The following is a 22,974-nucleotide window of genomic DNA, read 5'->3' on the forward strand; positions in this document are numbered from 1 at the left end:
CTCCCATAGGATAATGAATAGCAGTTGGAGCCATTCATTAAAGGGGACGCTGCTAGATGAACCAAGATCATCTTATCCGTGAGATTAACCAATCCTACTCGTTACGTATTGAGCAATTCAAGCTTCACCGGGAGATGATTGGTTCGGTTTATTTTGTAGAGGGCGGGGGTAAGCGTTATGTGCTCAAAATATACCGCAGCTTCAAAACAGCCGATGCCATGCAGTCTCTTCGGATTCTTGACTATTTGCAGACTCATTCCTTTCCGGCTGTGACGGTCCTGCGGACTGCCAGACACAAGAACCACATTCTTCTTGAAGCCCAGGAGGGCTGGCTTACCGCTGTGCTCTACGACTATGTAGAGGGTGACAATCCTGATGGACTTGCCGAAGCGGAGCTTATTGGTCACCAGACAGCCGAGCTTCATAAGCTAATGCGCAACTACCCTGATGAACCACTGATTCACCGGACAAAAGATGAATATATTGATGATTATCTCTCTATTATGAGCGAACTGGACTGTGATTCAAATTCTATGGCTGCTCTTGAACAATATGGAAATGAATTGTGGGGCCGTATGTCAAAGCTCCCAAAGGGCTTTTGCCACGGAGACTTTCATACAGGCAACATGATTAGGGACTGCCACGGGCAGTATATCTTTATGGATTTTGATGATGCCTCCGGCGACAATCCCGGCATGGACGTGGCATACATGTCAGACGCTACTCATTTCAATCGATATCACGACACAATGTATGATGCTACTCAGCGTTTATTCGAACGCTTTTATACCGGGTATTGTAAGGTAAGAACCCTGAGTGACAATGAGATCTACGCGATTTTCGACTTCATTGCGGTAAGGCATTATCAGATTATATCCCGCATTGTCCGCTGCCAGGGCCTACAGTCTGTATCGAAAGAATTCTGTGATGAGCAGTACGGATGGCTTATGAGATGGCAGGAGATTTGTATGAGAAAACGGCACTAGCCCAATGCGGCCAGTGCTTTTTTATATGATTTCGATTATTTTATTTTTGCTGGAACCTTTTTGACTAAGCCGCCGTCTATGATCACAAATAAACCACAAACTACTCTTGCGAGGTGACTGGACATGAAGAATACATTCAAGATGATAACCCTATCCGCAGCCACCGCTCTGGCGCTCAGCTTCACAGGACAACAATTCGCCTCGGCCGCAGCCTTCAAGGATATCGATAACGTGCAGGATAAAGACAAGATTATCGCGCTTCAGAACAGCGGCCTGATTAAAGGCATCAGCGCGGATCTGTTCGGCCCGAACCTCAGCATCACAGCCGCCCAGGGGGTGCAGATGATCGTGAGTGCGCTTGATCTGAATCTGGATACGATCCGGTTCGTGAAAGAGCCGCATGCCACCGACTATTTCAAGAACGCGAGTGACTACGCCTGGTACGCACAGGCGCTGATTATTGCCGGTGTGCACGGCTTGGACCTGCCGGCAGATCTGAAGCCTGGTGAGAAGCTGACCCGCGAAGAATTTACCTACCAGCTCATTGATGCGATGGAGAACACGAACCGTCTGCCGATGATTAAGCCAGTGGTGGTGGAGTATGCCGATCAAGATCAGGTGAAGGCAGACTACTCCGGTGCCCTTCAGCGTGCGCTGAATTACGGTGTCCTGAAGCTGGACGGCAGCGGCAAGCTTAACCCGAAACAGGAGATCACCCGTGCGGAAGCGGCAGTAGCCATCAGCAATGCACTGGCCTATCTGAAGGCACATCCGGCACCCGGTGCGGTGAGCGGGACGATTACCGCAACTGAGGCCGTCCAGTACATCAAGGACGCTGCCGGACCTGAGACGAACCTGCAGATCAAGATTGATCCGAACATGAGCGTAACCCGTGAATCGTTCACCTATCTGCTGATTAACACGCTCCAGACCAGTGGCCAACTGCCGATGATTAAGCTGATCCCGGTGGAGATCAAGGATAATGACAAGATCAACACCCTGAACTCGGGAGCCATTCAGACCGCGCTTGCCCTCAAGATCGTGAAGCTGGATCAAGACGGAAGCTTCCGTCCGCAGGACGGTGTCACCAGTGCTGACGCAGCGGCAATGGTCAGCCAGGTGAAGGCCATCCTGAGCGGAAAGTCTGCGAAGTAAGCAACCGCCCCTTGATCTTTGCCCCTTCTGCCGAAAAGGCGGGAGGGGCTTTTGCTGTATTTTACAGCATCAGCACCATCAGATCCTCGTCCAGATACTCGCTGCCAAGCTTCATCGCCTTCGGCTCTGTGCCGTAGCGGATGAATCCCAGGGATTCGTAGAGTCTTTTGGCCGGAACGTTATTGGAGGTTACGGTCAGCGTAAGCTGCTCCAGCCCCCGCGCGGCCTTCGCCCGGGCAATCAGCTCCAGCATCAGCGCGCTGCCCACGCCATGTTTACGGGCATCCGGATCTACATATACTGCATAGACATGAGCTTTGTGCTGAATCTTGGGCCTGCTCTCCCGGAACAAGGTAGCCATTCCCGCCAGCCTCTGCTCCCCGTCCAAGAAGGCACCCAGGGTGAAATGTTCGTCCGAGGAGTCCAGCTTAATCCGGGTCGTCTCGGTGGACAATTTCACTTCCGATTCATAGGAGCTTAGAAAAGCCTCAGGGTGCTGCTGCAGCGATTGCAAGCGAAGCGCCCGGTAGCTTTCGGCGTCCGAGGGGGCCAGTGTTCTGATGTACATTTCCTTCCTCCCTTACAATATGGATGCAATAAATTGACAAAAGGCAAATATTTGGTTATATTTAGGTTTGTAAAATTATATTTTGCGCAATTTAAATTCCTATCACTTGAAAAGAGGGACTCGTTATGATGACTGTAAGTTTAATTCTTGTTGCCTTAGTAGCACTAGAGCATGTGTACATACTAGTACTGGAGATGTTTCTGTGGACCACCCCGAGAGCACAGAAGGCATTCGGAACCTCCCCTGCCTTCTCCCGGGAGACGAAGTCGCTTGCTGCCAACCAGGGCTTGTATAACGGCTTCCTGGCAGCCGGTCTAATCTGGGGCCTGCTGCATCCGAGCGCTGACTTCGGATACCAGCTGCAATTGTTCTTCCTGATCTGCGTGGCGGTTGCGGCGATCTATGGCGGACTCACCTCCAAGAGATCCATTCTGCTGATGCAAGGACTCCCGGCCTTCCTGGCGCTGGCGGCCACACTGATCGCACATCTGTAAGATTCGCGGGCCTACGCAGGCAGCTTCCACACTTGCCTCACAGCTTCTGCGCGAACTGGTTCAACTGCTCGGACATTGCCCGGATCTCCTCAAGGTTCGACACTTGTACAGTCACCTCCTCCTTACCCATTCGTTCACTTCAGAGGGCATCCGGCCCACTCACAAAAAAATAAGCCAAAGCCCTCAGTCTATTACTGAAGGCTTCGGCTTATTATCGTTTTTCTATTGCGCTACGCTTGATCCTATGAAATCCTTCAACCGGTCCAGCTGCAGCAAGTGGTGGCGGTAGTGCATCTCGATCAGCAGATACCATTCTGCTGCAGTCAAGGGGCCGAATCGGGGATGAGGGACGGTACTGTGCTCAGATGCCTGCGCAAGCTTCGGCAGGGTCTCCCGCATACGGTCCATCACGGTGTGCAGACCCTGGATCAACTGCTCCTTGCTCTCCGGCTGCACCGGCGTATACTGCGGTGACGGCGGAACATGAACGCGTACAGGCGGGAAGCTGCCCCCAGCAAAAACCGCTTTACCATCCGGGGTCATCTCTGCTTCATTCCCCGCCGCTTCCCCGTTCCCGGCCAGACACTGATCGATATTACGAAGCTGCATGTACAGCGCCGATTGTATCAAATGCTGGACCATCTGCCCGAGAGACCACTCTCCCTCGGCAGGCTGCCGCAGCAGCTGCTCCATACTTAAGGTATCTAATTCCATAAGATAGTGATTCGCAGTCTTCTCAAACTGCTCTAAGGCTTCTATAAGATTCTTATTCATAATATTCAGGCAGCTCCTTTATTCTTCGGTCTGCCCTGAGTATACACAACCGCTCCTGACAACGTTATGTCAGTAGCGTTCCATCATTCCCGCCGCTTCCGCCCGCACAAGCTTCCGCAAGGCTTCCGGCTCCAGGACAACCGCCCCTGCTCCCCAGCCAAGCACCCATTGCAGCAGGTCCTCGGGCTGGCGCACGCGAAAGGTCATAAGTCTGCCGTCAGCCTGGTCCTCCACTGCCTCCAGATAAAAGTTACCCGATTCAGCCGCCTTGCCCGCGATCTCCGGCTGAACCAAAATGCGCACGCGTACATGGCGGTCATCCTCCGGCTGGTACTCATGCAGATCGAAATCCGCAGGCGCCTGAAACCTGTCATCCAGAACGGTAAGCCCGCTCATTCTGGATAACCGGAAATGACGGATCTCCTGCCGCAGTCCGCACCAGGCGACCAGGGTCCAGGCGCCTCTGTTCAGGACTAGTCCATACGGCGAGGCCGTTCGGACACTCCGGTGACTTCCGTCAGCTTCCTGTCTGCCCTTCGTATACCCGAAGCTGATCTTCCGCTGCTCCAGAATCGCGCGGCGGATCTGCTCCATGTACTCCTTCTCCTGTCCTTGCAGCTTATCTTTACTGGTACTCAGCAGCAGGATGCTCTGGCGGAGCCGGGCGGCAAGCTCCTTGACATCATCCGGCAGAATCGCTTCAATCTTCCTGCCTGCTGCAGAGGCCCGTTTACCATACTCCGTATCGAACCGCTGCTCCACGAAATCCGTTCCGATCAGCAGGGTCACTGCCTCCTCCGCCGTGAAGCTGACCGGGGGCAGAAAATACCCTTTTACCAGCGAATATCCCTGACCTGTAGCTCCTACCACCGGCACTCCAGCTTCACTAAGCGCTTGGATATCGCGGTAGATGGTTCTTACGCTAGTCTCGAAGACGGACGCCAGATCCTCTGCCCGTACGACCCCTTTGCGCTGCAGCTCCAGTACGATGGCTAACATGCGGTCTGTCTTGTTCATGCGGCGGCTGCACCCTCTTCATTCTGAAATCAGTTTATGTATTGATTATACTGATTTCCTGATCACTTTTCTCCTTACGGCTTCTGATGGAGTACAGAACGAACAGCAGAATGAACCAGAACGGAGTGAACAGCAGCGCCGGACGGGTCTCATCGGCAAAGAGCATGATCACAAGAATGGCAGCAAACAGCGTCAGGACGGCATAGTTCATCACCGGGGTGAATGGCGCTTTGAATTTGGAAGTGGCATGTAAGTCCGGGCGGTTCCTTTTGTACTTGATATGGCAGACCAGCACAACACCCCAGACCCAGATGAAGCAAATGGCGCTGATCGTAGTCACAATGCCGAAGGCCTGACCCGGAATGAGCTTGCTGAGCAGTGCCCCGGCAGAGATCACTATAGTAGAAATGAATAGGGAATTCGCAGGTACATGATTCCGGTTCAGCTTGCCGAGCTGAGGGGAGGCCTGATTCCGTCTGCTCAGATTGTAGAGAATCCGGCTGGTCGAGAACATCCCGCTGTTGCAGGCGGAGGCCGCCGAGGTTAAGACCACGAAATTGATAATCCCCGCAGCAACCGGAATCCCGACCAGACTGAAGGTGCGCACGAACGGACTTTCAGCCGCGCTAAGCTGGGTCCAGGGGTTAATGCACAGCAGCACGAAGAGCGCGCCTACATAGAAGAACAGAATCCGCAGCGGAATTTTGTTGATCGCGGACGGGATGTTTTTCTCCGGATTAGCCGTCTCCGCTGCCGATACCCCCACCAATTCCACGCCGACATAAGCGAACACCACCATCTGGAAGGAAAATAAGAAGCCCTTCACCCCGTTCGGGAACACGCCCCCGTGCTCCCAGAGATTGCGGACCGACACTGAGCCTGCATCCGTCTTGAACTGGGTCACCAGCAGGACAATCCCCAGGCCGATCAGAGCCAGAATCGTAACCACCTTGATCAGAGCAAACCAGAATTCGAGTTCGCCGAAGCTTTTGACCGTGAGCAGATTGAGCCCAAGCAGAATGATCAGGCAGATCACGGCCGGCACCCACTGCGGAATATCGAACCAGTACTGCACATAGACGCCCACCGCAATCACATCGGCCATCGCCGTCATAATCCAGCAGAACCAATAGGTCCAGCCCGTAATGTACGCCGCGCGCGGCCCCAAGTAATCCTCAGCAATGTCTGTAAAAGATTGATACCCCGCCTTCGAGAGCAGCAGCTCCCCCAGCGCCCGCATCACAAAAAACACGGCAATCCCCACGATCAGATACGTGAGCATAATGGAAGGGCCGGCCTGCTGAATCGCCTTGCCTGAGCCCAAGAATAATCCTGTGCCGATCGTTCCTCCGATAGCGATAAGCTGTACATGCCGGTTCGCCAGCTCCCGCTTTAATTCTGTCTGTGCCATTTCTGTTCCCCCTTAATGTATACAACGCTGAAAATACGCAAAAAAGAGACTGGATGTCATCCAATCTCCCGGTTCATAAGAAGTTCCAAATAAGCTTCTGCAGCGGCAGCTAATCCGCACGGCAAAAAACAAATCCGGTACTCTTCTGTCCTTCTGCCTGAGATTGTGAACCCTTCGGCGCTGCGGCACTCCGCAGTCTCTCCAGAAGCTGCTCCTGCTATAGTGTGATCCATAGCAATCATAGCTCTTGTACTGTATTAAATTGGTGATGCGTTAATGCATTCCGATATTCTAACATACTACTTGCAATGTGAGCAATCATCTGTGAAAAAAGTCTCAATGCTTAGCAGGAGTTTTGCCCAATGAAGTCATTTTTGAATAAACAGGGTCATTTGCAAGAGAGAATTCCGTTCCTCCGCTCTACTATAATAAATTCATCCAGAACAAGTAGAGTGAGGTTAGAACTTATGGCAAATCCTGCACCACAAGCTATGAACACCAAGCTAGCGACACCGCACCAGGGCCGTTTCGGCCGTCTGCTGCACAATATCGTGCGATACCGGGTGCTGCTGCTGATGCTGCTGCCCACATCGATTATCTTTTTCATCAACTGCTATATTCCGATGTTCGGATTATTCATCGCATTCAAGAACATCAACTACATTGACGGCATTATGGGCAGTCCCTGGGCCGGGCTCGATAACTTCCGGTTCCTCTTCGCCACCTCCGATGCTCTGCGGGTAACCATCAACACCGTGGGGTACAATGTGGTCTTCATTATCTCAGGCCTTATTCTCTCCGTCTCGCTGGCCATTGCAATCAATGAGGTGCGAAGCAAGCTGGCTTCGAAGTTCTTCCAGACCGTGATGATTATGCCGAACTTCCTGTCCATGGTCGTGGTCAGCTTCATCGTCTATGCCTTCCTGCACCCGGAGTACGGCTTCCTGGTCAAGCATATTCTGCCAATGTTCGGCTACTCCTCGGTGAACGCTTATATGCATCCTAACGCATGGCCTTACATTCTGTGGATCACCAAGATGTGGCATTCTATCGGGATCGGCAGTGTCATCTACCTTGCAGCCATCACCGGCATCAGCGAAGAATTGTATGAGGCTGCGGTGATGGACGGGGCCAGCAAATGGAAGCAGATCACCAAGATTACCCTGCCGCTGCTTACGCCGATCATGGTGATTCTCACGATTCTTAACATGGGCGGCATCTTCCGCTCTGACTTCGGGCTGTTCTACCATGTGACCCTGGACTCCGGTGCGCTGCGCTCGACTACGGACGTCATCGACACCTATGTCTACCGGGGCCTGATCCAGCTCAACGACCTGGGGATGTCCTCAGCGGCGAACTTCTATCAGTCCATCGTCGGCTTCTTCCTGGTCATAGGCGCGAACGCTCTGGCCCGCAAGCTGAACCGCGATACGGCTCTTTTCTAGAAACGGAGGATTCTAATGACTACTGCATCCCGAACCAGCGCTTACGCCAAGGGCTCTACCACCGCCCAGATTATACTTCATGTGTTCTTCATCGCCTTCAGCCTGGCGTGTATCCTGCCGATCCTGCTCATTGTTGCCATCTCCTTAACAAACGAGAAGACATTGACGCTGCAGGGATACAAATTCTGGCCCGATCATATCGACGCATCCGCGTACCAATATCTGTTCAAGCATTCGGAGACACTAGTTAAAGCGTATGGCGTCAGCCTGACCGTTACCCTTATTGGGACTGTTCTGGCCGTGCTGCTGATTGCGCTATATGCGTACCCGCTTTACCGGAAGGATTTTCCTTTTAAAAAGACATTCAATTTCTACCTGCTGATCACCATGCTGTTCTCGGGAGGGCTTGTCCCCTTCTATCTACTGTACGTGAACTATCTCGATCTGAAGGACTCGCTGGTTGCGCTGATTCTGCCCGGCCTGTCCAATGCCTTCTATATCTTCATTACCCGCACCTTCTTCCAGCAGACGATCCCGGAGGAGATGATTGAATCCGGCAAGCTTGACGGGGCTTCGGAATGGCGGATATTCTTCCAGCTGGTGCTGCCGATCTCTCTGCCTGTGCTGGCTACGATTGGTCTGTTCACAACGCTGATGTACTGGAATGACTGGTTCAACTCCATGCTGTTCATTAATGACACCGACAAGTTCTCCCTGCAATACGTCATGATTCAGATGATCCGCCAGGCGGAATTCTTCAAAACCCAACTTGCAGGCAGCGGTGTCGCCCTGATGGTACAGGAATCCGTTCCGACCGAAAGTCTGCGGATGGCTATGGTCGTGCTGTCGATTGGTCCGATTCTATTCATCTATCCGTTCTTCCAGAAGTACTTCACCAAGGGCCTTACTATAGGGGCAATCAAAGGTTAAGCGGTCTGACTCTGGCGTAAATGCCGGTTAGAATATATGATCTAATTATCATTCGAGGAGGTTCATACAAATGAGAACAACAAGAAGCTCGGGCACGGTGCTTGCCGCTCTGACTGCCGTGATACTGGGCATTACCGGATGCGGCGGGGGCAATTCAGGTGCATCCGCCCCGTCCAAGGCAGAATCGACAGCAGCAGCTACAACAGCAGGCACGGAAGGCAGCACGAATCCTGACACCTCAACGTTCCGGAAGCTGAAAGTGTACACGGTCGGGAATTTCCCGCAGAATGATACCAAGGCAGTTGTAGATGAGATCAATAAGTATCTCAAAGAGAAAATCAACGCCGAGATTGACTTCCAGGGACTCCCTTGGTCCTCATGGGCCGAGAAGATGGCACTGGCCTATCAATCCGGTGAACAGGTCGATCTGACCTTCGCCCCCAACTGGGCCGACTTCGCCAATAACGTAGCCAAGGGCGCGTTCCTTCCGCTGGATGATCTGTTAGCCAAATATGGACAAGGCATCAAGGATACCCTTGATCCCCGCTTCCTTGACGGCGGAACCGTAGACGGCAAAATCTATGCGATTCCTACCAATAAAGAAATCGGCGAGAGCCATACTATTATGTTCCGCAAGGATCTGGTGGATAAATACGGATTCGATGTGAACTCGATTGCGACGCTGGAGGATCTGGAGCCATGGCTGCAGACGATCAAGGAGAAGGAACCGGCCATCGCGCCCATCTGGCTCTCCGGCAGCGGCTCGGATACCCTGGGCTACTTCGACAAGACCAAAGAGAGCATGAAAGAGAACTTCCGTTATGAGCTGGTGGCCGGCGCTCCTGCCGGGATCGTCCTTGATACCAAGACCGATAAGATGGTGATCAGCTCGATGGAGTCCGACACCGCAATCTACCGGATGAAGCTCTACGGCGACTGGTTCAGCAAAGGCTACATCAATAAAGATGCTGCAACGACCAAAACCAGCACTGAAGACGCTTTCAAGGCAGGCAAGACCTGGATGAAATTCGGTTCAGACAAACCGGATTCCGACAAGGAAGATTCCATTGCCACCGGCATTGAGCTGGTGAAGCTGAAGGGGAATGAACCCGAGATCAGTACAGCCAGCGTCAGCAACTCCATGATGGCCATCGGACGCACCTCGATTGATCCCGAGCGGACCATGATGCTGCTGAACCTGCTGCACACCGACCCGGTTCTGGTCAATCTGATTGATTTCGGGGTGGACGGCAAGCAGTATGTCAAGGTAGAAGGCAAGGACAACTTCATCAAGCTGCCTGACGGCATTGCTACACGCGCCGATACAGGTTGGGCACCTGGAATTGAATGGATGTTCGGTAACCAGAGCCTGACCTATCTGTGGGAAGGCGAAAGTGCCGACAAGTGGGAGAAGTTCAAGGCTTATAACGAGAGCGCCCATAAGGTGAAGTCCTTCGGCTTCAACTTCAATACCGACGCTGTCAAAACACAGGTCTCTGTGGTCAGCAATATTATCAAGGAATTCCGCCCGCTGCTGGAAACGGGCAGCCTGGGAGTAGACAAGGTGCTGACGGAATACAATAATAAGCTGAAGGCTAACGGCATTGAGGATATCCGTGCCGAGGTTCAGAAGCAATATGATGCCTGGAAGGCCAAACAATCCTAAACAAACAAGTGGAAACGACTATGCCGTCCTTTTAAGGACGGCACCCGTTTCAGCGAGAAATATAAGGATAAGTTGTCGTGTGGAACATACAAATTCTTATATTTTAAGCTAAGGGGAAGGACGGATGCCGTCCTTCCCCTTTCCTGCCGCTCAGGCTGAATGTACCTAAGGATAAGGGGGAAGACTGTGAAACTATCATTGCGATTCAAAGTGAGTGCCCTTGTCTTGCTGCTGGTCACGCCGCTGTTCCTCTTTCTCTCCTACACCAATCTCTATTCGACCAACATTGTCCGGGAGAAGGTGGCGAAGTCTGCCTCGGACACGTTGACCCTGCACTTAGGTACACTCGATGAGCTGCTGGAGCAGACCAGCCATTATCTACTGCGCACCGCCAATGAGAACATGCTGCTGGAGCTCTATTCCGACAGCGGCCCCGACAGCGTCAATTATTACCTGTCCATCCGCAAGCTGATGGACCAGTGGTACAGCGATGTCAGTTACTACACCATTATCCGCAGTGTGTTCGTCTACCATCAGGAACGGGATGAGCTCTTCCTGAGCAGCCAGAGAGAGTATTACCAGGAGAAGGAGGTCATTACCTCCGGGCTGTCTTCACACCTCAAGGCCCCTAATCTTCAGGCCTCCCTGAAGTGGGAGACTGTGACCCTCGGCGGAGAGCCGGTGCTATTCAAGGTACTGCCGGACAAGAGCGGACGGCTTCTCATGGGGGTACTGGTCAGCATTGATTCGCTGGCCCAGCCCCTGACCCAGCTGGAGTCTACCGGAGGAAGCGGACAGGTCGGCGTGATCGATAATGACGGTAAATTACTCTGGGGCCAGTTCGCCAGTGAAGATCTTGCGCTCATCCGCAGCCAGCTTACTCAGCCTAACCCTCGCGCGGATGCCTCGATTCGCCTGAGTAACGGCAATTCGTATCTGCTGATTGACAAGCCTTCGCAGTATTCGAATCTGAATGTCTTTTTCCTGCTGGATGAGAAGTCGATTCTGGACGAGCTGCCGATCTTCCAACGGATCATCAAGGTGATTCCCTTCGCCATTATCCTCGTAATGGTTATCCTGCTGGCTCTGCTCAGCAGGCTGGTGTTCAAGCCTATCCAGCAATTGACCAGCGGGATGCGCATCCTGGGGAAGGGACAGCTGGAATATCGGCTGAAGGACGGCAGCAGCAGGGAGTTCCAGATCATTACAATGCAATTCAACCAGATGGCCGAGCAGATCGGCAATCTCAAGATTGATGTGTATGAGGAGCAGATGAAGGTGCAGCAGGCCGAGCTGAAGCATCTCCAGGCGCAGATCAATCCCCATTTTTTCATGAATTCCCTGAATATCGTCTTTCATCTGGTAGAGCTGAAGCAGTATGCGCTGATCAAAAAAATGATTGGACATCTGGTCTCCCACTTCCGCTTCATTATGAATACCAATGACGCCTGGATTCCGCTGCGCGGCGAGCTGGGTCATATTCAGAATTATATCGAGATTCAGATGGTCATGTATCCGAACAAGCTGTCTTATGAGGTGCAGCTTCCGCAGGAGCTTGAGTCAACGCTGATACCGCCGCTGCTGATCCAGCCCTTCGTCGAGAATGCCATCAAGCATGGATTCATCAACAATTCGAAGCCCTTCAACGTTGGCATAACAGTCAGTGAAGAAGCCGGGGAGAGCGGCAACTGCTGCATTGCCATTCAGATCCGCGATTCCGGGCCGGGCTTCTCCACGGTTCAGCTCGACATGCTCAATCATGGCGTATATGAGCGCAAACCGACAGATCGCCATCTGGGAATATGGAACGTATACAGACGCATGCTGATGTTCTATAACAACCGGGCACGGCTTACCTTCCACAACGCTCCAGAAGGAGGCGCGGTTGTGGAAATCAGACTACCCGTTCAAAAGGAGCTGTGACGTTCAATGTACAGAGTTCTAATCGTTGACGACCAATACTTCGCCTTGCTCGGCCTCCAGCAGGGGGTGGATTGGAGCGCGCTTAGCGTGTCGGATGTCTGTCTGGCGGAGAACGTGGATCAGGCGATTGCTGTTCTTGAACAGCAGCCCGTAGACCTGCTCATCTGCGATATCGAAATGCCGGGCAGAAGCGGCCTGGAGCTGCTGGCCTGGGTGAAGCAATCCGCTCCCGGCACGCTGACGATTATGCTGACCTGCCATGCCGATTTCGAGTATGCCCAGCGCGCGATTTACCACGGAGCCTTCCATTACCTGCTCAAGCCTGTAGACTATGAGGAATTGATGAAAATCTCCCGTGAGGCGCTCGCCGAGATCAGCAAGCAGAGAGAGCAGCAACAGTTCGAGGCCCTAATTCAGAAGTACCGGAGACAGTGGGAGCATCAGCTCCCCCTGCTGGTGGAACGGTTCTGGCAGGATATTCTCAGCCAGCGGGCGGCGCCCGTGCTGGAATCGCTCACCCTTCCGGCGAACACCTACAATCTGGATCTGCAGCCCGGGGACCGCTACTTCCTCGCCCTGCTGGGGCTGGAGCAGTGGAAGGAGAACCTTAGCGCACGGGATGAGACGATTATGGAATATGCGCTGCGCAACATGGCCGATGAGCTGCTGCTAAGCGGGCTGGAAGGCACTGTGCTGCAGGATCAGGTAGGGCATAATCTGGCGGTCATCTACGTCAGGGGCGATATAAACGCCGTCCGGCATACGCTGGAGCAGAATGGCCGCACCTTCCTGGACACCTGCGAGCGGCTGCTGCATTGCTCCCTGTCGATCTACATCAGCGCGGGCGTCCCCCTGTCCGGAATCATGAGCGCTTACACGGAGGTCACTGAGCGGGAACAACGCAACCTGAACCGTTCGCGTCAGGTGTTCGGACCGGAGGATCAGGCGTATGGCCGAGATCAGCCGCTTGCGCCCCTGCCTCAGGCAGCGCCTATGCATATCTTCGGAGAGTGGGCGACCCTCCTGGAGCTTGGCGAGCTGGAGGAGCTGGAGCGCCGCGTGACGCTATGGTTCTCGGGCATTGAGCCTGGCCGCTGGACAAGTGAGCTGCACCGTCAGCTTATCCACGGCATCCTGTTCATTGTACACACCGTTCTCGCCAAAAAAGGCTTATCCGCACACGCCTCAGCCGAGCTGAAATCGCTGATGGATAAGGAGAATTATCCGAAGCAGTCCGCTTCGCTCCAGCATTGGGCGCTGGAATGCCTGCGATCCGTAATGCGCTTATTGCAGACAAGCAATAACGTATCCTCGGCCACAGTCGCCAAGATCCGGCAGTATATCCGCTCCCGCCTGAGCGAAGAGATTACCCGCGACGAACTCGCGGCCTATGTCTACCTGAACCCGGCCTACTTGTCCCGGCTGTTCAAGAAGGAGACCGGGCTATCGATCTCCGATGTGATTATTCAGGAACGGCTGCAGAAGGCCAAGCAGCTGCTGGAGGAGACCGAGCTGAAGATCACCGATATCGCCGAGCAGGTCGGCTACACCAGCCTCGGCAGCTTCTCCAACCTGTTCAAGCGGATCGTCGGCGCAACGCCGCAGCAGTACCGTGCGCGGAATAAGAAGTGAGCGGGGCGGGCGGGGCTATTGGGCATACGAACCGCCGGGCGGGGACATCGTGTTCGGTTTTGCGCATACATTGACCCACACACCGCCGCGCTGGCGCATTGTGTTCGGTTTTTCTCATACATCTGGCACACGCTTTCCGGCGGAGCAGGCAGATGTCCTCTGGAACTGGTCTTCGTACTCATCATACCTGCCAAACAAAAAGAGCGAGAGGGCTATAGGCCCCTTCGCTCTTTTTAACATCAACTCGCTATTTACTTTGACAAGTGACTCAATTACTTAATAATCACGTATTCCAGACCCACAAGCTTCGCGTAGGTAACGATCTGGTCGGTAGTCAGGTTGAGCGAGACTACGGTATGGTGTCCGCCGCCATTCTCGATCCAGGCTCTGACTCCGTCCTGGAAGTTAGGCTTCACCTGCCACAGTACACGGGCTACCGGAAGATTCGGAGCCGGAACGGTGGGTTCGAAGGCAGTAACTTCGTTGATTAGCAGCTTGTAATGAGTGCCGAAGTCAGCCATCGATACCACGACGCCTTCGCCTGCCTTGCCGTCGAAGACAAGACGGGCAGGGTCTTCACGGTCGCCGATTCCCAGCGGGGACACAATGATCTTCGGCTGGTTGCTGGCCAGGCTCGGATCAACCTCCAGCATGTGGGACTGGAGAATCGCTTCCTGCCCGGCAGCCATTTCGTAAGTATAATCCTCCATGAATCCAGTGTTCAGGTTGTGGCTCATCACCTTCATCAGGCGGTCCAGGGCCGCAGTCTTCCAGTCCCCTTCGCCGGCGAAGCCGTAGCCTTGGGCCATCAGGCGCTGAACAGCCAGACCCGGAAGCTGCTTCATGCCGTGCAGGTCCTCGAAGTTAGAGGTGAAGGCATTGTAGCCGCCTGCATCCAGGAAGCGCTTAAGGGCAATCTCGTAGCTCGCCTGCACCTTCACACTGGCTTCCCAATCTTCCTTGCTGTACGTGCCATAATCAACGGCATACAGCTTAGTATATTCTGCGAACAGGGCATCGATCTCTTCCTGCTTCACTTCATTCACATAGGCTACCAGATCGCCGATGCCGAAGTAGTCCACGGTCCAGCCGAACTGGATCTGGGCTTCTACCTTGTCGCCTTCGGTAACGCCCACGTTACGCATGTTGTCGCCGAAGCGGGCTACCTTGATATTGAAGCCTTCGTTATACGCTACGGCAACGTCCATCCACTCGGCAATTTGCTTCTGGACTTCAGCACGTTCCCAGTATCCTACAACGACCTTATTCTGCTTCTTCAGGCGGGCATTGATGAAGCCATACTCACGGTCACCATGGGCAGCCTGGTTCAGGTTCATGAAGTCCATGTCAATGGTTGCCCAAGGGATGCTCTCATTGTACTGGGTAGCCAGGTGCAGCAGCGGCTTCTGCAGCAGCTTCGTGCCGCGAATCCACATTTTGGCCGGGGAGAAGGTGTGCATCCAGGTGATTACACCGGCAACCTCATCACGATAGTTCACTTCTTTCATGATGGAAGTGATTTTGTCTGCGCTAACGGCCAGATCCTGCAATACCAGCGGATAAGGAAGTACCCCGCTGTTGTTGAGCGCATCGGTCATTTCCTGGGCGTGAGCCTTCACTTCACCCAGCGCTTCATCTCCATACAGGTGCTGCGATCCTACGACGAACCAGAATTGCTTGTCGCTTACTGTTGACATATCATTCATCCTCTTCTCTATGAGTTTGGTAAAAGTCAGTTATTTCTGTCCGTAATACGCGTCCTTGCCGTGCTTGCGCAGATAATGCTTGTCCAGAATCCGCTGCGGCAGCTCCTCGGCGAACGTATTCAGCTGGCGGGCGAAGTGGTTCATCTTGGACACTTCCTCCAGCACGACACTATTCATCACAGCGGCGTGGGCATCCTTGCCCCACGTGAACGGCGCGTGGCCCTTCAGCAGAACGCCGGGAATCGCCATCACATCCAGCCCCCGCTGTTCAAAAGTCTCAATGATCACATGCCCGGTCTCTGCTTCATAACCGCGGTCAATCTCTTCCTGTGTCAGGAACCGGGTGCACGGTACAGAACCATAGAAGGTGTCTGCATGTGTCGTCCCCATAACCGGAACATCCAGTCCGGCCTGCGCCCAGATGGTTGCCCACGTAGAATGCGTATGCACGATGCCACCGATCTCGGCGTAATGCTTGTAGAGTACAGCATGGGTCGCTGTATCCGAAGAAGGCCGCATCTCTCCCTCCACCACATTGCCATCGAAGTCCACAACGACCATATCGCTCGGCTTCATCTTGTCATAGCTGACTCCGCTAGGCTTGATAACGAACAGACTGCTCGCCCGGTCCACCGCGCTCACATTGCCCCAGGTGTATTTGACCAGCCCGTGCTTAGGCAGCTCCAGATTGGCCTCGTACACCTCTTCCTTCAGTTGCTCCAGCATGTGTTAATTCCCCCCGTTCTCTACGAGATGATCTACAGCGGCCTGCTCAATCGCCAGACCCGCCGTGTAGCGTTCCATGAACAATCCAAAGCCCTTCACATCTGCCGCAACCGGATGAATGGTCTCGCCTTCGATATCCTTGAAGACCTTCTGGTCGAGGAAATCATCCAGACGCTCCTGCTGCGCTCTGTTCTTCATATAAGAAGCCAGAATCGCCATGCCCCACGCGCCGCCTTCTCCGGCTGTTGCCATCACAGAGACCGGAACATTCATCGCAGCAGCCACGATTCTCTGTCCGACAACAGGCGTCTTGAACAAGCCGCCGTGCGCCAGAATGCTGTCGATGGACACCTGTTCCTTCAAGGTCAGAATATCCATGCCAATCTTCAGTGCGCCAAAAGCGGAGAACAGATGCGTCCGCATAAAGTTGCCCAGCGTGAATCGGCTCTCCGGCGAGCGGACAAACAGCGGCCGTCCCTTCTCCATCCCGGTGATGTTCTCACCCGAGAAATAGCCGTAGCTGAGCAGCCCGCCGCCATCGGCGTCTGCCTCCAGCGCTTTGTTGAACAGAACACTGAATAACTTCGCCGGATCAGCCTTGAAGCCCATCGCCTCTGAGAATTCTCTGAACAAGCCGACCCAGGCATTGATATCGCTGGAGCAGTTGTTGGCATGCACCATCCCTACCGGACTGCCATCCGGGGTAGTCACCATGTCAATCTCAGGGTATACCGCTGTAAGGTCCTTCTCCAGCACGATCATGGCGAATACGGAGGTGCCTACAGAGATATTACCGGTCCGTTTGCGGACACTGTTCGTTGCGACCATTCCCGTTCCGGCGTCACCTTCTGGAGGACAGAGCGGAATGCCTGCCAGCAGGTCCCCGGAATCATCCAGCAGTCTCGCTCCGGCTTCTGTTAACACGCCAGCCTGCTCGCCTGCTGCGTAGACCTTGGGCAGAAGATCACTCAGCTTCCAAGGGTAATTCTTAGCGGCAATCAGCTTATCGAACTGGCTGACCATAGCCGGGTGGTAATCCTGTGAAGCTTCATCTATAGGGAAGACCCCGGAGGCATCGCCAATCCCGATCGCCTTACTGCCGGTCAGCAGCCAATGGATGTATCCGCCCAGCGTCGTTACGAACGTTGCCTGCGGAACATGCTCTTCCCCGTTCAGAATTGCCTGATACAGGTGGGCAATGGTCCAGCGCTCCGGAATATTGAACTGGAACAGCTCTGTTAATTCCTTGGCCGCCGCACCGGTTGTAGCATTACGCCAGGTCCGGAACGGAACCAGCAGCTCGCCCGCGCTGTCAAAGGCCATATATCCATGCATCATTGCTGAGAATCCGATCGAACCGACAGTAGTAAGCGTAACCCCGTATTTCTGTGCAACCTCCTGCTTCATCTCGCGGTAAGCCGCTTGCAGCCCCTTGATGATATCGGTGAGGGGATACGTCCAGTACCCGCCTTCCAGCAGGTTCTCCCACTCGTAGCTTCCGGATGCAACCGCCTCGAATCGCTGATCAATCAGGACGGCCTTGATACGTGTGGACCCAAATTCGATACCCAGTGATGTCTCTCCCTTAAGTATCGCTTGCTTGATGTTCTGATCCATGCCCACGTTACTCCTCTCTAAACCAAACTGTGTTAGTTACGAATCTAAAGAATGCGCTTCCTTTATGAACAGGTTTAGTATATTTTTTGTTCGTACATTTGTCAACAATAGATATAAGATATACCTACAAATTTACCGGAAAATCACCTATATTTTACGTGAATCATGATATATGGTAGACACCGGAGGATATTAAGCTTATATTCAAGCTATAATATGTACGTACAACTACAGAATATTTCTTGTTTTATATAAGAACAACTATGAAAGAAGTGACCCGTGTGAGAACCAAGTACCAGATCATATTCGATGAACTCAAAAGCAATATCCTGTCCGGCACCTACAGTGTGGGCGAACAAATCCCTACGGAATCTGCGCTGCAGGAGATGTACGGCGTCAGCCGCCAGACCGTGCGGAAGGCCATTCTGGAGCTGTCCAACGAGGGGTTCCTGCGGAGCGAGAAGGGCTCGGGCACCTATGTCAGCCACCAGTTCCGGTCCAAATCCGGGAATGGCGCGGGCAAACGGACCATCGGCGTAATAACCACTTACCTCTCCGATTATATTTTCCCCTCCATTATCCGGGGGATTGAAGGCAGGCTCAATGAGGACAACTATTCCCTGCTGCTCGCCAGCACCAATAATGATGTGGCCCAGGAGAAAAAGGCGCTGGAAATGATGCTGTCCTTCGGGGTGGACGGGCTGATTATCGAGCCTACGAAGAGCAACCTGTACAACCCGAATATCGCCTACTACCTGTCGTTCAAGGAGCAGGATGTCCCGTTCATCATGATTAACGCTTATTATGAAGAGCTGGAGGTGCCGTTCTTTTGTCTGGATGATGTACAGTCCAGCTATCTGGCGACCCGGGAGCTGATCTCGAAGGGCCATACCCAGATCGGGATTATCGCCAAAATGGACGATCTCCAAGGCAAGTACCGCATGAAGGGCTACATCAAGGCGCTCGGCGAAGCCAAACTTCGCTTCCACCCGGAGCAGGTGCTCTCCTTCGATACGGAATCCAAGCGTGATCTGTCGGCGAACCTCAAGCAATTCCTGAAGGATAACCGGGAGGTGCTGACAGCCCTTGTATGCTATAACGATGAGGTGGGACTCGAAGTGGTTAACGTCTGCAAGCAGCTGGAACTTTCGATCCCGGAGGAGCTGTCGATCATCGGCCAGGACAATTCCTACATTGCCAAGAACGCTGGCATCAAGCTGACGACCTTAACCCACCCGCAGGAACAGATGGGCCGGGATGCGGCGGAATGGGTCATTAAGAAGCTCCAAGGTAAAAAAGATCTGAAGAGCAGCACCTACTATCTGCCTGAACTGGTAGAGGGGGAGACGGTGCGGGTGCTGGAGCCAGCTCCTGCGGAATAGGAAAGTCCGCTCCGGAAGATGACACAGAGACAAACAGCCCTGACCGCTTCATGACCATTAGAGGCCATGAAGCGGTCGGGGCTGTTCTTGTTCAATCCGGCTGAACCGGGGGACCTGCTTAGTCCATCAGCGTAGAGATGCTTATACTTTCAATCTTAGCGCCCTTGACATGAAACAGCATGTAATCCACATAGTTGCTTGGGGCGAACCGGTAGTCATCCTCTTCCTCAGGTGCCCCGTCTCCGGTCAGCTTGCCTTCGGGATAGGCTTTTTTGAGCGTATCGAGGCTGTCTCCAACCTTGACATTACGGACGGTGGTGTACTTCGGATCAGTAATTTTAATGCTGAAGATGAAGAACTGCTTGCCATCAGAGGCATCCAGCGTCTTAATCTCAAGGCCCGGGAAGGTATACGTCTTCTCTGTTCTGCCGATCAGGGTATCCATATTCTTTCCGTCATCCAAGGAATAAGTGTGTGATTTCTTCGCCGTTGCCTTTCCCAGCATACTCTCCAGCTTGGCATCATCCACAATGTCGGAGAGGGCGATAGTGTGATCCTTATAGACAAAAGCCAGCTCCTTCAGAATCACATTCCCTTCCTTCTCGATAGTGCCCTCCTTGATCGCCTCGGAGCCTCCCGCTGCTGAAGCCGCAGGGGTTGGCTCGGCCGGAGCCGCGGTTGCAACTGCTTCCGTTGCCACAGGCTCGGCAGCTGGGGTAGCCGAAGCTTCCGGTGTCTCTGTGGATGCTGCTGTAGGTGCAGGAGCGGCCGAATCGGATTGGCATCCGGTCAGAAGTGTCATTAACAATACTGCGGACAGCAGCAGCGCTGCCGGTTTTTTAAATGTTCCCATAAGTAATCCCTCCATGAATGTACGCGATAGACGCGTTGTTTGTTTGGTATGAGGTTAGTATACGAAAACCATTTATTAGTGTAATAACAGAGTTGTATCATTCTTGTAACGCCTGTTCACAAGAGCGGCAGATGGATGGAGACGGTGGTTCCGGTTCCGAGCTGGCTCTCTATATCCAGGTGCCCGCCGAACTTCTCGGCGATCTCCTTACAGATGGACAGCCCCAGCCCCGTTCCGCCTGCCGTGCTGGCATTCCGTGCCCGGTAGAAACGTTCCTGGACGCGGGCAATTTCATCTGCGCTAATGCCAATCCCCTGATCGCTGATCTGCACAATGGCTTCCTGCTCTCTGATCATCACTTCAATGGTTATCCGGGTGCGCGAATTGGAATACTTCACGGCGTTGTCCAGCACATTGGCGATGGCATGGGACATCAGTACCTGATTCACATAGACGAAGGCCGGCGGCCCCTGCCGGATCGTAAGCTCTACCCCCTTACTGTCCGCCTTAGCCCGCATTCCGGTGGCTACCCCTGCGGCCAGCTGTGCCAGGTCCGTCTTCTCGGCATCGATTCCATCCTGCCCTGCCTTGTCAAAGCGCGATAGCATGAGCAGCTCATTGACCAGCCGGGTCAGCCGGTCCGATTCATTCACCAGATGGAAGTAGATCCGCTGCAGCTCCTCATCCTCATCTTCGCCTTCATATAGGTATTGAGAGAACCCCTTGATAGCAGCAAGCGGCGTCTTCAGCTCATGGGATACGTTCGAGACAAACTGCTTCTGATACTGGATATAGTCACTGAGCTGAATGCCCATCCGGTTCAGGCCCGCCGCCAGCATGCCCAGCTCATCCTTCCTGTTCAGGTGCACCTCCCGGAATTGCTGGTTGGAGAAGCTCTCTGTGGCGCCAAGCAGGTATTTGATCGGCTTCGTCATATTGCGGGCAATGAACAGGCTGGAAAGCGTAATCAGAATAATGAACCCTCCCGCACCGGCGAACAGGATATAGCGGATCTGGTCCATCATCGTATAGAAATAAGAGACATCCTCCACGAACTCGTACACATAGCTGTTCTGATAATATTTGTCTTGGATCGGAACCGCGAAGTACAGCAGGTGATCCTCGGAGACCGTGTAAGCATAATTACCCTTGAGAGCGTTGGCGATATTCCCGGGAAAAATGACGGGGGTCTTGTTATTGATCACAATTCCGTCAACGGCAAGCCCCAGCAGCTTCTGGCTGCTGTCGTAGATGCGCACCTCCTTGACGGAGGCTTTTAACGTCTCCAGCGCGCTTCTCGCCACCGCCTCCATCTGCCCGGCATCCACCTCTTGTTCGTGCCTGGAGAGCACCTCCCTGAAGGACATCTCGCCCAGATCTGCCTTCTCCATCATTTGCTTCTCTATAGTTACGAAGCTGAAATAGTCAATCGCCTTATTAACCGAAATTATGATAACGGCAAAGGACAGCACCGAGAACAGCAAATACATTAGCACCAGCCGGGTCGCATATTTCAGGCAGAGCCACCTCCCAGCTGATAACCGAAGCCGTAGACGGTCCTGATATATTTCGGATTCTCGGCATCATCCTCCAGCTTCTTTCTTAAGCGCATAATCGTCATATCCACGCTGCGGCTGTCGCCCATGAAGTCATAGCCCCAGACGATCTCCAGCAGCTCATCCCGGGTATAGATTTTGTCCGGACGCTTCAGCAGCGTCTCCAGAATCCGGAATTCCTTGGCTGTCAGAGCCACCGGAACGCCGCCTTTCTGCACCACCCGGGTCTCCAGATCGAAGGTCAGCTCCTCATGAGTGATCCGGGTATCTTCAGCTTCTGCAGGTAGGCCGCTGTTCTGGGCTCTTCGGAGCACCACCTTGATCCTCGCCAGCAGCTCCCGGTTATCGAACGGCTTGGTCATGTAATCCTCGGCCCCCAGCTCAAGCCCCAGTACCTTATCTATAATCTCATTCTTGGCCGACAGCATAATGACGGGAACCGCCTGCCGCTTAGTGATCTCCTTACATAGGTCATAGCCGGAGCAATCGGGCAGCATCAGATCCAGTACCACCAGATCCGGCTGAAAAGCATCCAGCGCAAGCAGTCCAGCGCTCCCGTTCTCCGCTGTCCGCACCTCATAATTCTCTCTGCGGAGCACAAGCTCAATCAGATCTCTAAGGGCCGCTTCATCATCGATTACGAGAATTTTGTTCATCCGATCCCTCCTCCTTCTAATATTAACACCGCGAGAGAACATTAATCTCTCTGTCACCGTTCGAACCCCCGCGCCAGCCGATTGTGTTCGGTTTTCAGCCCTGTTAGAGCTTGGAAAAAATTAACCTTCGGCAGATGGTTCACCTATTGCATTTTCCAACATACCTTGAATAAACCAACTAGAAAGGGGACAAATCAATGTATCTGCTCTGGGTAATCATCATAGGGGGACTCATCGGCTGGCTAAGCGGCAATCTAATCGGGCGTGATGTTCCGGGAGGCGTGCTGGGCAATGTAATCGCCGGGTTCATCGGTTCCTGGCTGGGCACCGAGCTGCTTGGTCCAAGGGGCCCTGTAGTAGGTGGCTTCCACATTGTTCCGGCCATTATCGGCTCCATCGTTGCGTTACTGATCTTCTTTGCCCTGGCCCGCGGCGGCGCCTTCCGGCGTCGTTAATCCTTCACGCCAGCTGCTGCAA

Annotated in this window: 20 protein-coding genes and 1 riboswitch; of the genes, 10 read left to right on the forward strand and 10 right to left on the reverse strand. The window is 53.5% G+C overall.

Translation table 11 applies throughout. The features are described 5' to 3' along the window. Positions 1-56: 56 nt before the first annotated feature. Together NST43_RS30160 and NST43_RS30165 are read left to right on the forward strand one after the other, a co-directional pair. Positions 57-986, forward strand: a complete 930-nt coding sequence (locus NST43_RS30160; RefSeq protein WP_339221108.1) for a phosphotransferase — start codon at positions 57-59, stop codon at positions 984-986. 123 nt (positions 987-1,109) lie between these two features. Further along, positions 1,110-2,141: an S-layer homology domain-containing protein gene (locus NST43_RS30165; protein WP_339221110.1), complete on the forward strand. Its 1,032-nt coding sequence runs from the start codon at positions 1,110-1,112 to the stop codon at positions 2,139-2,141. Positions 2,142-2,202: 61 nt separating this feature from the next. Here NST43_RS30165 and NST43_RS30170 read toward each other — a convergent pair whose 3' ends face one another. Next, positions 2,203-2,709, reverse strand: coding sequence for a GNAT family N-acetyltransferase (locus NST43_RS30170; protein WP_339221112.1), 507 nt, complete (start codon positions 2,707-2,709; stop codon positions 2,203-2,205). A 125-nt stretch (positions 2,710-2,834) separates the two neighbouring features. Here NST43_RS30170 and NST43_RS30175 point away from each other — a divergent pair, with 125 nt between their 5' ends. Beyond that, the gene (locus NST43_RS30175) at positions 2,835-3,203 is read left to right on the forward strand and encodes a DUF1304 domain-containing protein (RefSeq protein WP_173134153.1); all 369 of its coding nucleotides are present in this window, start codon (positions 2,835-2,837) and stop codon (positions 3,201-3,203) included. 222 nt (positions 3,204-3,425) lie between these two features. On the opposite strand, the gene NST43_RS30180 is transcribed toward NST43_RS30175, so the two are convergent. The 3 genes from NST43_RS30180 to NST43_RS30190 all read right to left on the reverse strand — a co-directional run bounded on the left by NST43_RS30180 (position 3,426) and on the right by NST43_RS30190 (position 6,405). Next, positions 3,426-3,977: a DinB family protein gene (locus NST43_RS30180; RefSeq protein ID WP_339221113.1), complete on the reverse strand. Its 552-nt coding sequence runs from the start codon at positions 3,975-3,977 to the stop codon at positions 3,426-3,428. Between the two features lie 69 nt (positions 3,978-4,046). After that, on the reverse strand, positions 4,047-4,994 hold the full coding sequence (locus tag NST43_RS30185; protein WP_339221115.1) for a YafY family protein: 948 nt from the start codon (positions 4,992-4,994) through the stop codon (positions 4,047-4,049). A 34-nt stretch (positions 4,995-5,028) separates the two neighbouring features. Next, positions 5,029-6,405 carry an amino acid permease gene (locus tag NST43_RS30190; protein ID WP_339221116.1) on the reverse strand — a complete coding sequence of 459 codons (1,377 nt, stop codon included), beginning with the start codon at positions 6,403-6,405 and terminating at the stop codon, positions 5,029-5,031. A 135-nt stretch (positions 6,406-6,540) separates the two neighbouring features. After that, positions 6,541-6,620, reverse strand: a riboswitch (glycine riboswitch). 276 nt (positions 6,621-6,896) lie between these two features. On the opposite strand from NST43_RS30190, the gene NST43_RS30195 reads away from it, so the two are divergent. From NST43_RS30195 to NST43_RS30215, 5 genes are all read left to right on the forward strand, one after another. After that, the gene (locus tag NST43_RS30195) at positions 6,897-7,850 is read left to right on the forward strand and encodes an ABC transporter permease subunit (RefSeq protein ID WP_339221118.1); all 954 of its coding nucleotides are present in this window, start codon (positions 6,897-6,899) and stop codon (positions 7,848-7,850) included. 15 nt (positions 7,851-7,865) lie between these two features. Beyond that, entirely contained in the window at positions 7,866-8,780 is a 915-nt protein-coding gene (locus NST43_RS30200; RefSeq protein WP_339221119.1) for a carbohydrate ABC transporter permease, read from the forward strand. A 70-nt stretch (positions 8,781-8,850) separates the two neighbouring features. Further along, positions 8,851-10,446 carry an ABC transporter substrate-binding protein gene (locus NST43_RS30205; RefSeq protein ID WP_339221120.1) on the forward strand — a complete coding sequence of 532 codons (1,596 nt, stop codon included), beginning with the start codon at positions 8,851-8,853 and terminating at the stop codon, positions 10,444-10,446. A gap of 186 nt (positions 10,447-10,632) precedes the next feature. Continuing rightward, on the forward strand, positions 10,633-12,369 hold the full coding sequence (locus NST43_RS30210; protein ID WP_339221121.1) for a histidine kinase: 1,737 nt from the start codon (positions 10,633-10,635) through the stop codon (positions 12,367-12,369). Positions 12,370-12,375: 6 nt separating this feature from the next. Continuing rightward, entirely contained in the window at positions 12,376-14,001 is a 1,626-nt protein-coding gene (locus tag NST43_RS30215) for a helix-turn-helix domain-containing protein (RefSeq protein ID WP_209986905.1), read from the forward strand. A 272-nt stretch (positions 14,002-14,273) separates the two neighbouring features. Here NST43_RS30215 and araA read toward each other — a convergent pair whose 3' ends face one another. From araA to NST43_RS30230, 3 genes are read right to left on the reverse strand one after another with little or no spacing between them, the layout of a single operon-like run. After that, entirely contained in the window at positions 14,274-15,698 is a 1,425-nt protein-coding gene (gene araA / locus NST43_RS30220; protein ID WP_036691681.1) for an L-arabinose isomerase, read from the reverse strand. A 39-nt stretch (positions 15,699-15,737) separates the two neighbouring features. Beyond that, entirely contained in the window at positions 15,738-16,433 is a 696-nt protein-coding gene (locus NST43_RS30225; RefSeq protein ID WP_036722865.1) for an L-ribulose-5-phosphate 4-epimerase, read from the reverse strand. 3 nt (positions 16,434-16,436) lie between these two features. After that, positions 16,437-18,050, reverse strand: coding sequence for an FGGY-family carbohydrate kinase (locus NST43_RS30230; RefSeq protein ID WP_339221125.1), 1,614 nt, complete (start codon positions 18,048-18,050; stop codon positions 16,437-16,439). Between the two features lie 281 nt (positions 18,051-18,331). Between NST43_RS30230 and NST43_RS30235 the strand changes: the two genes are divergently transcribed. Beyond that, positions 18,332-19,432, forward strand: a complete 1,101-nt coding sequence (locus tag NST43_RS30235) for a GntR family transcriptional regulator (protein ID WP_339221127.1) — start codon at positions 18,332-18,334, stop codon at positions 19,430-19,432. A gap of 118 nt (positions 19,433-19,550) precedes the next feature. Here the strand turns inward: NST43_RS30235 and NST43_RS30240 are convergent, their stop codons facing one another. The 3 genes from NST43_RS30240 to NST43_RS30250 form a co-directional block, all read right to left on the reverse strand. After that, the gene (locus NST43_RS30240; protein ID WP_339221128.1) at positions 19,551-20,285 is read right to left on the reverse strand and encodes a hypothetical protein; all 735 of its coding nucleotides are present in this window, start codon (positions 20,283-20,285) and stop codon (positions 19,551-19,553) included. 116 nt (positions 20,286-20,401) lie between these two features. Then, on the reverse strand, positions 20,402-21,775 hold the full coding sequence (locus NST43_RS30245; protein ID WP_339221130.1) for a HAMP domain-containing sensor histidine kinase: 1,374 nt from the start codon (positions 21,773-21,775) through the stop codon (positions 20,402-20,404). Between the two features lie 23 nt (positions 21,776-21,798). Then, positions 21,799-22,497: a response regulator transcription factor gene (locus NST43_RS30250; protein WP_209986917.1), complete on the reverse strand. Its 699-nt coding sequence runs from the start codon at positions 22,495-22,497 to the stop codon at positions 21,799-21,801. Positions 22,498-22,694: 197 nt separating this feature from the next. Here NST43_RS30250 and NST43_RS30255 point away from each other — a divergent pair, with 197 nt between their 5' ends. Further along, the gene (locus NST43_RS30255; RefSeq protein WP_173134188.1) at positions 22,695-22,952 is read left to right on the forward strand and encodes a GlsB/YeaQ/YmgE family stress response membrane protein; all 258 of its coding nucleotides are present in this window, start codon (positions 22,695-22,697) and stop codon (positions 22,950-22,952) included. Positions 22,953-22,974: the final 22 nt, after the last annotated feature.

This window comes from Paenibacillus sp. FSL H8-0332 (assembly GCF_037963835.1).
Classification (GTDB): domain Bacteria; phylum Bacillota; class Bacilli; order Paenibacillales; family Paenibacillaceae; genus Paenibacillus_AQ; species Paenibacillus_AQ rhizoplanae.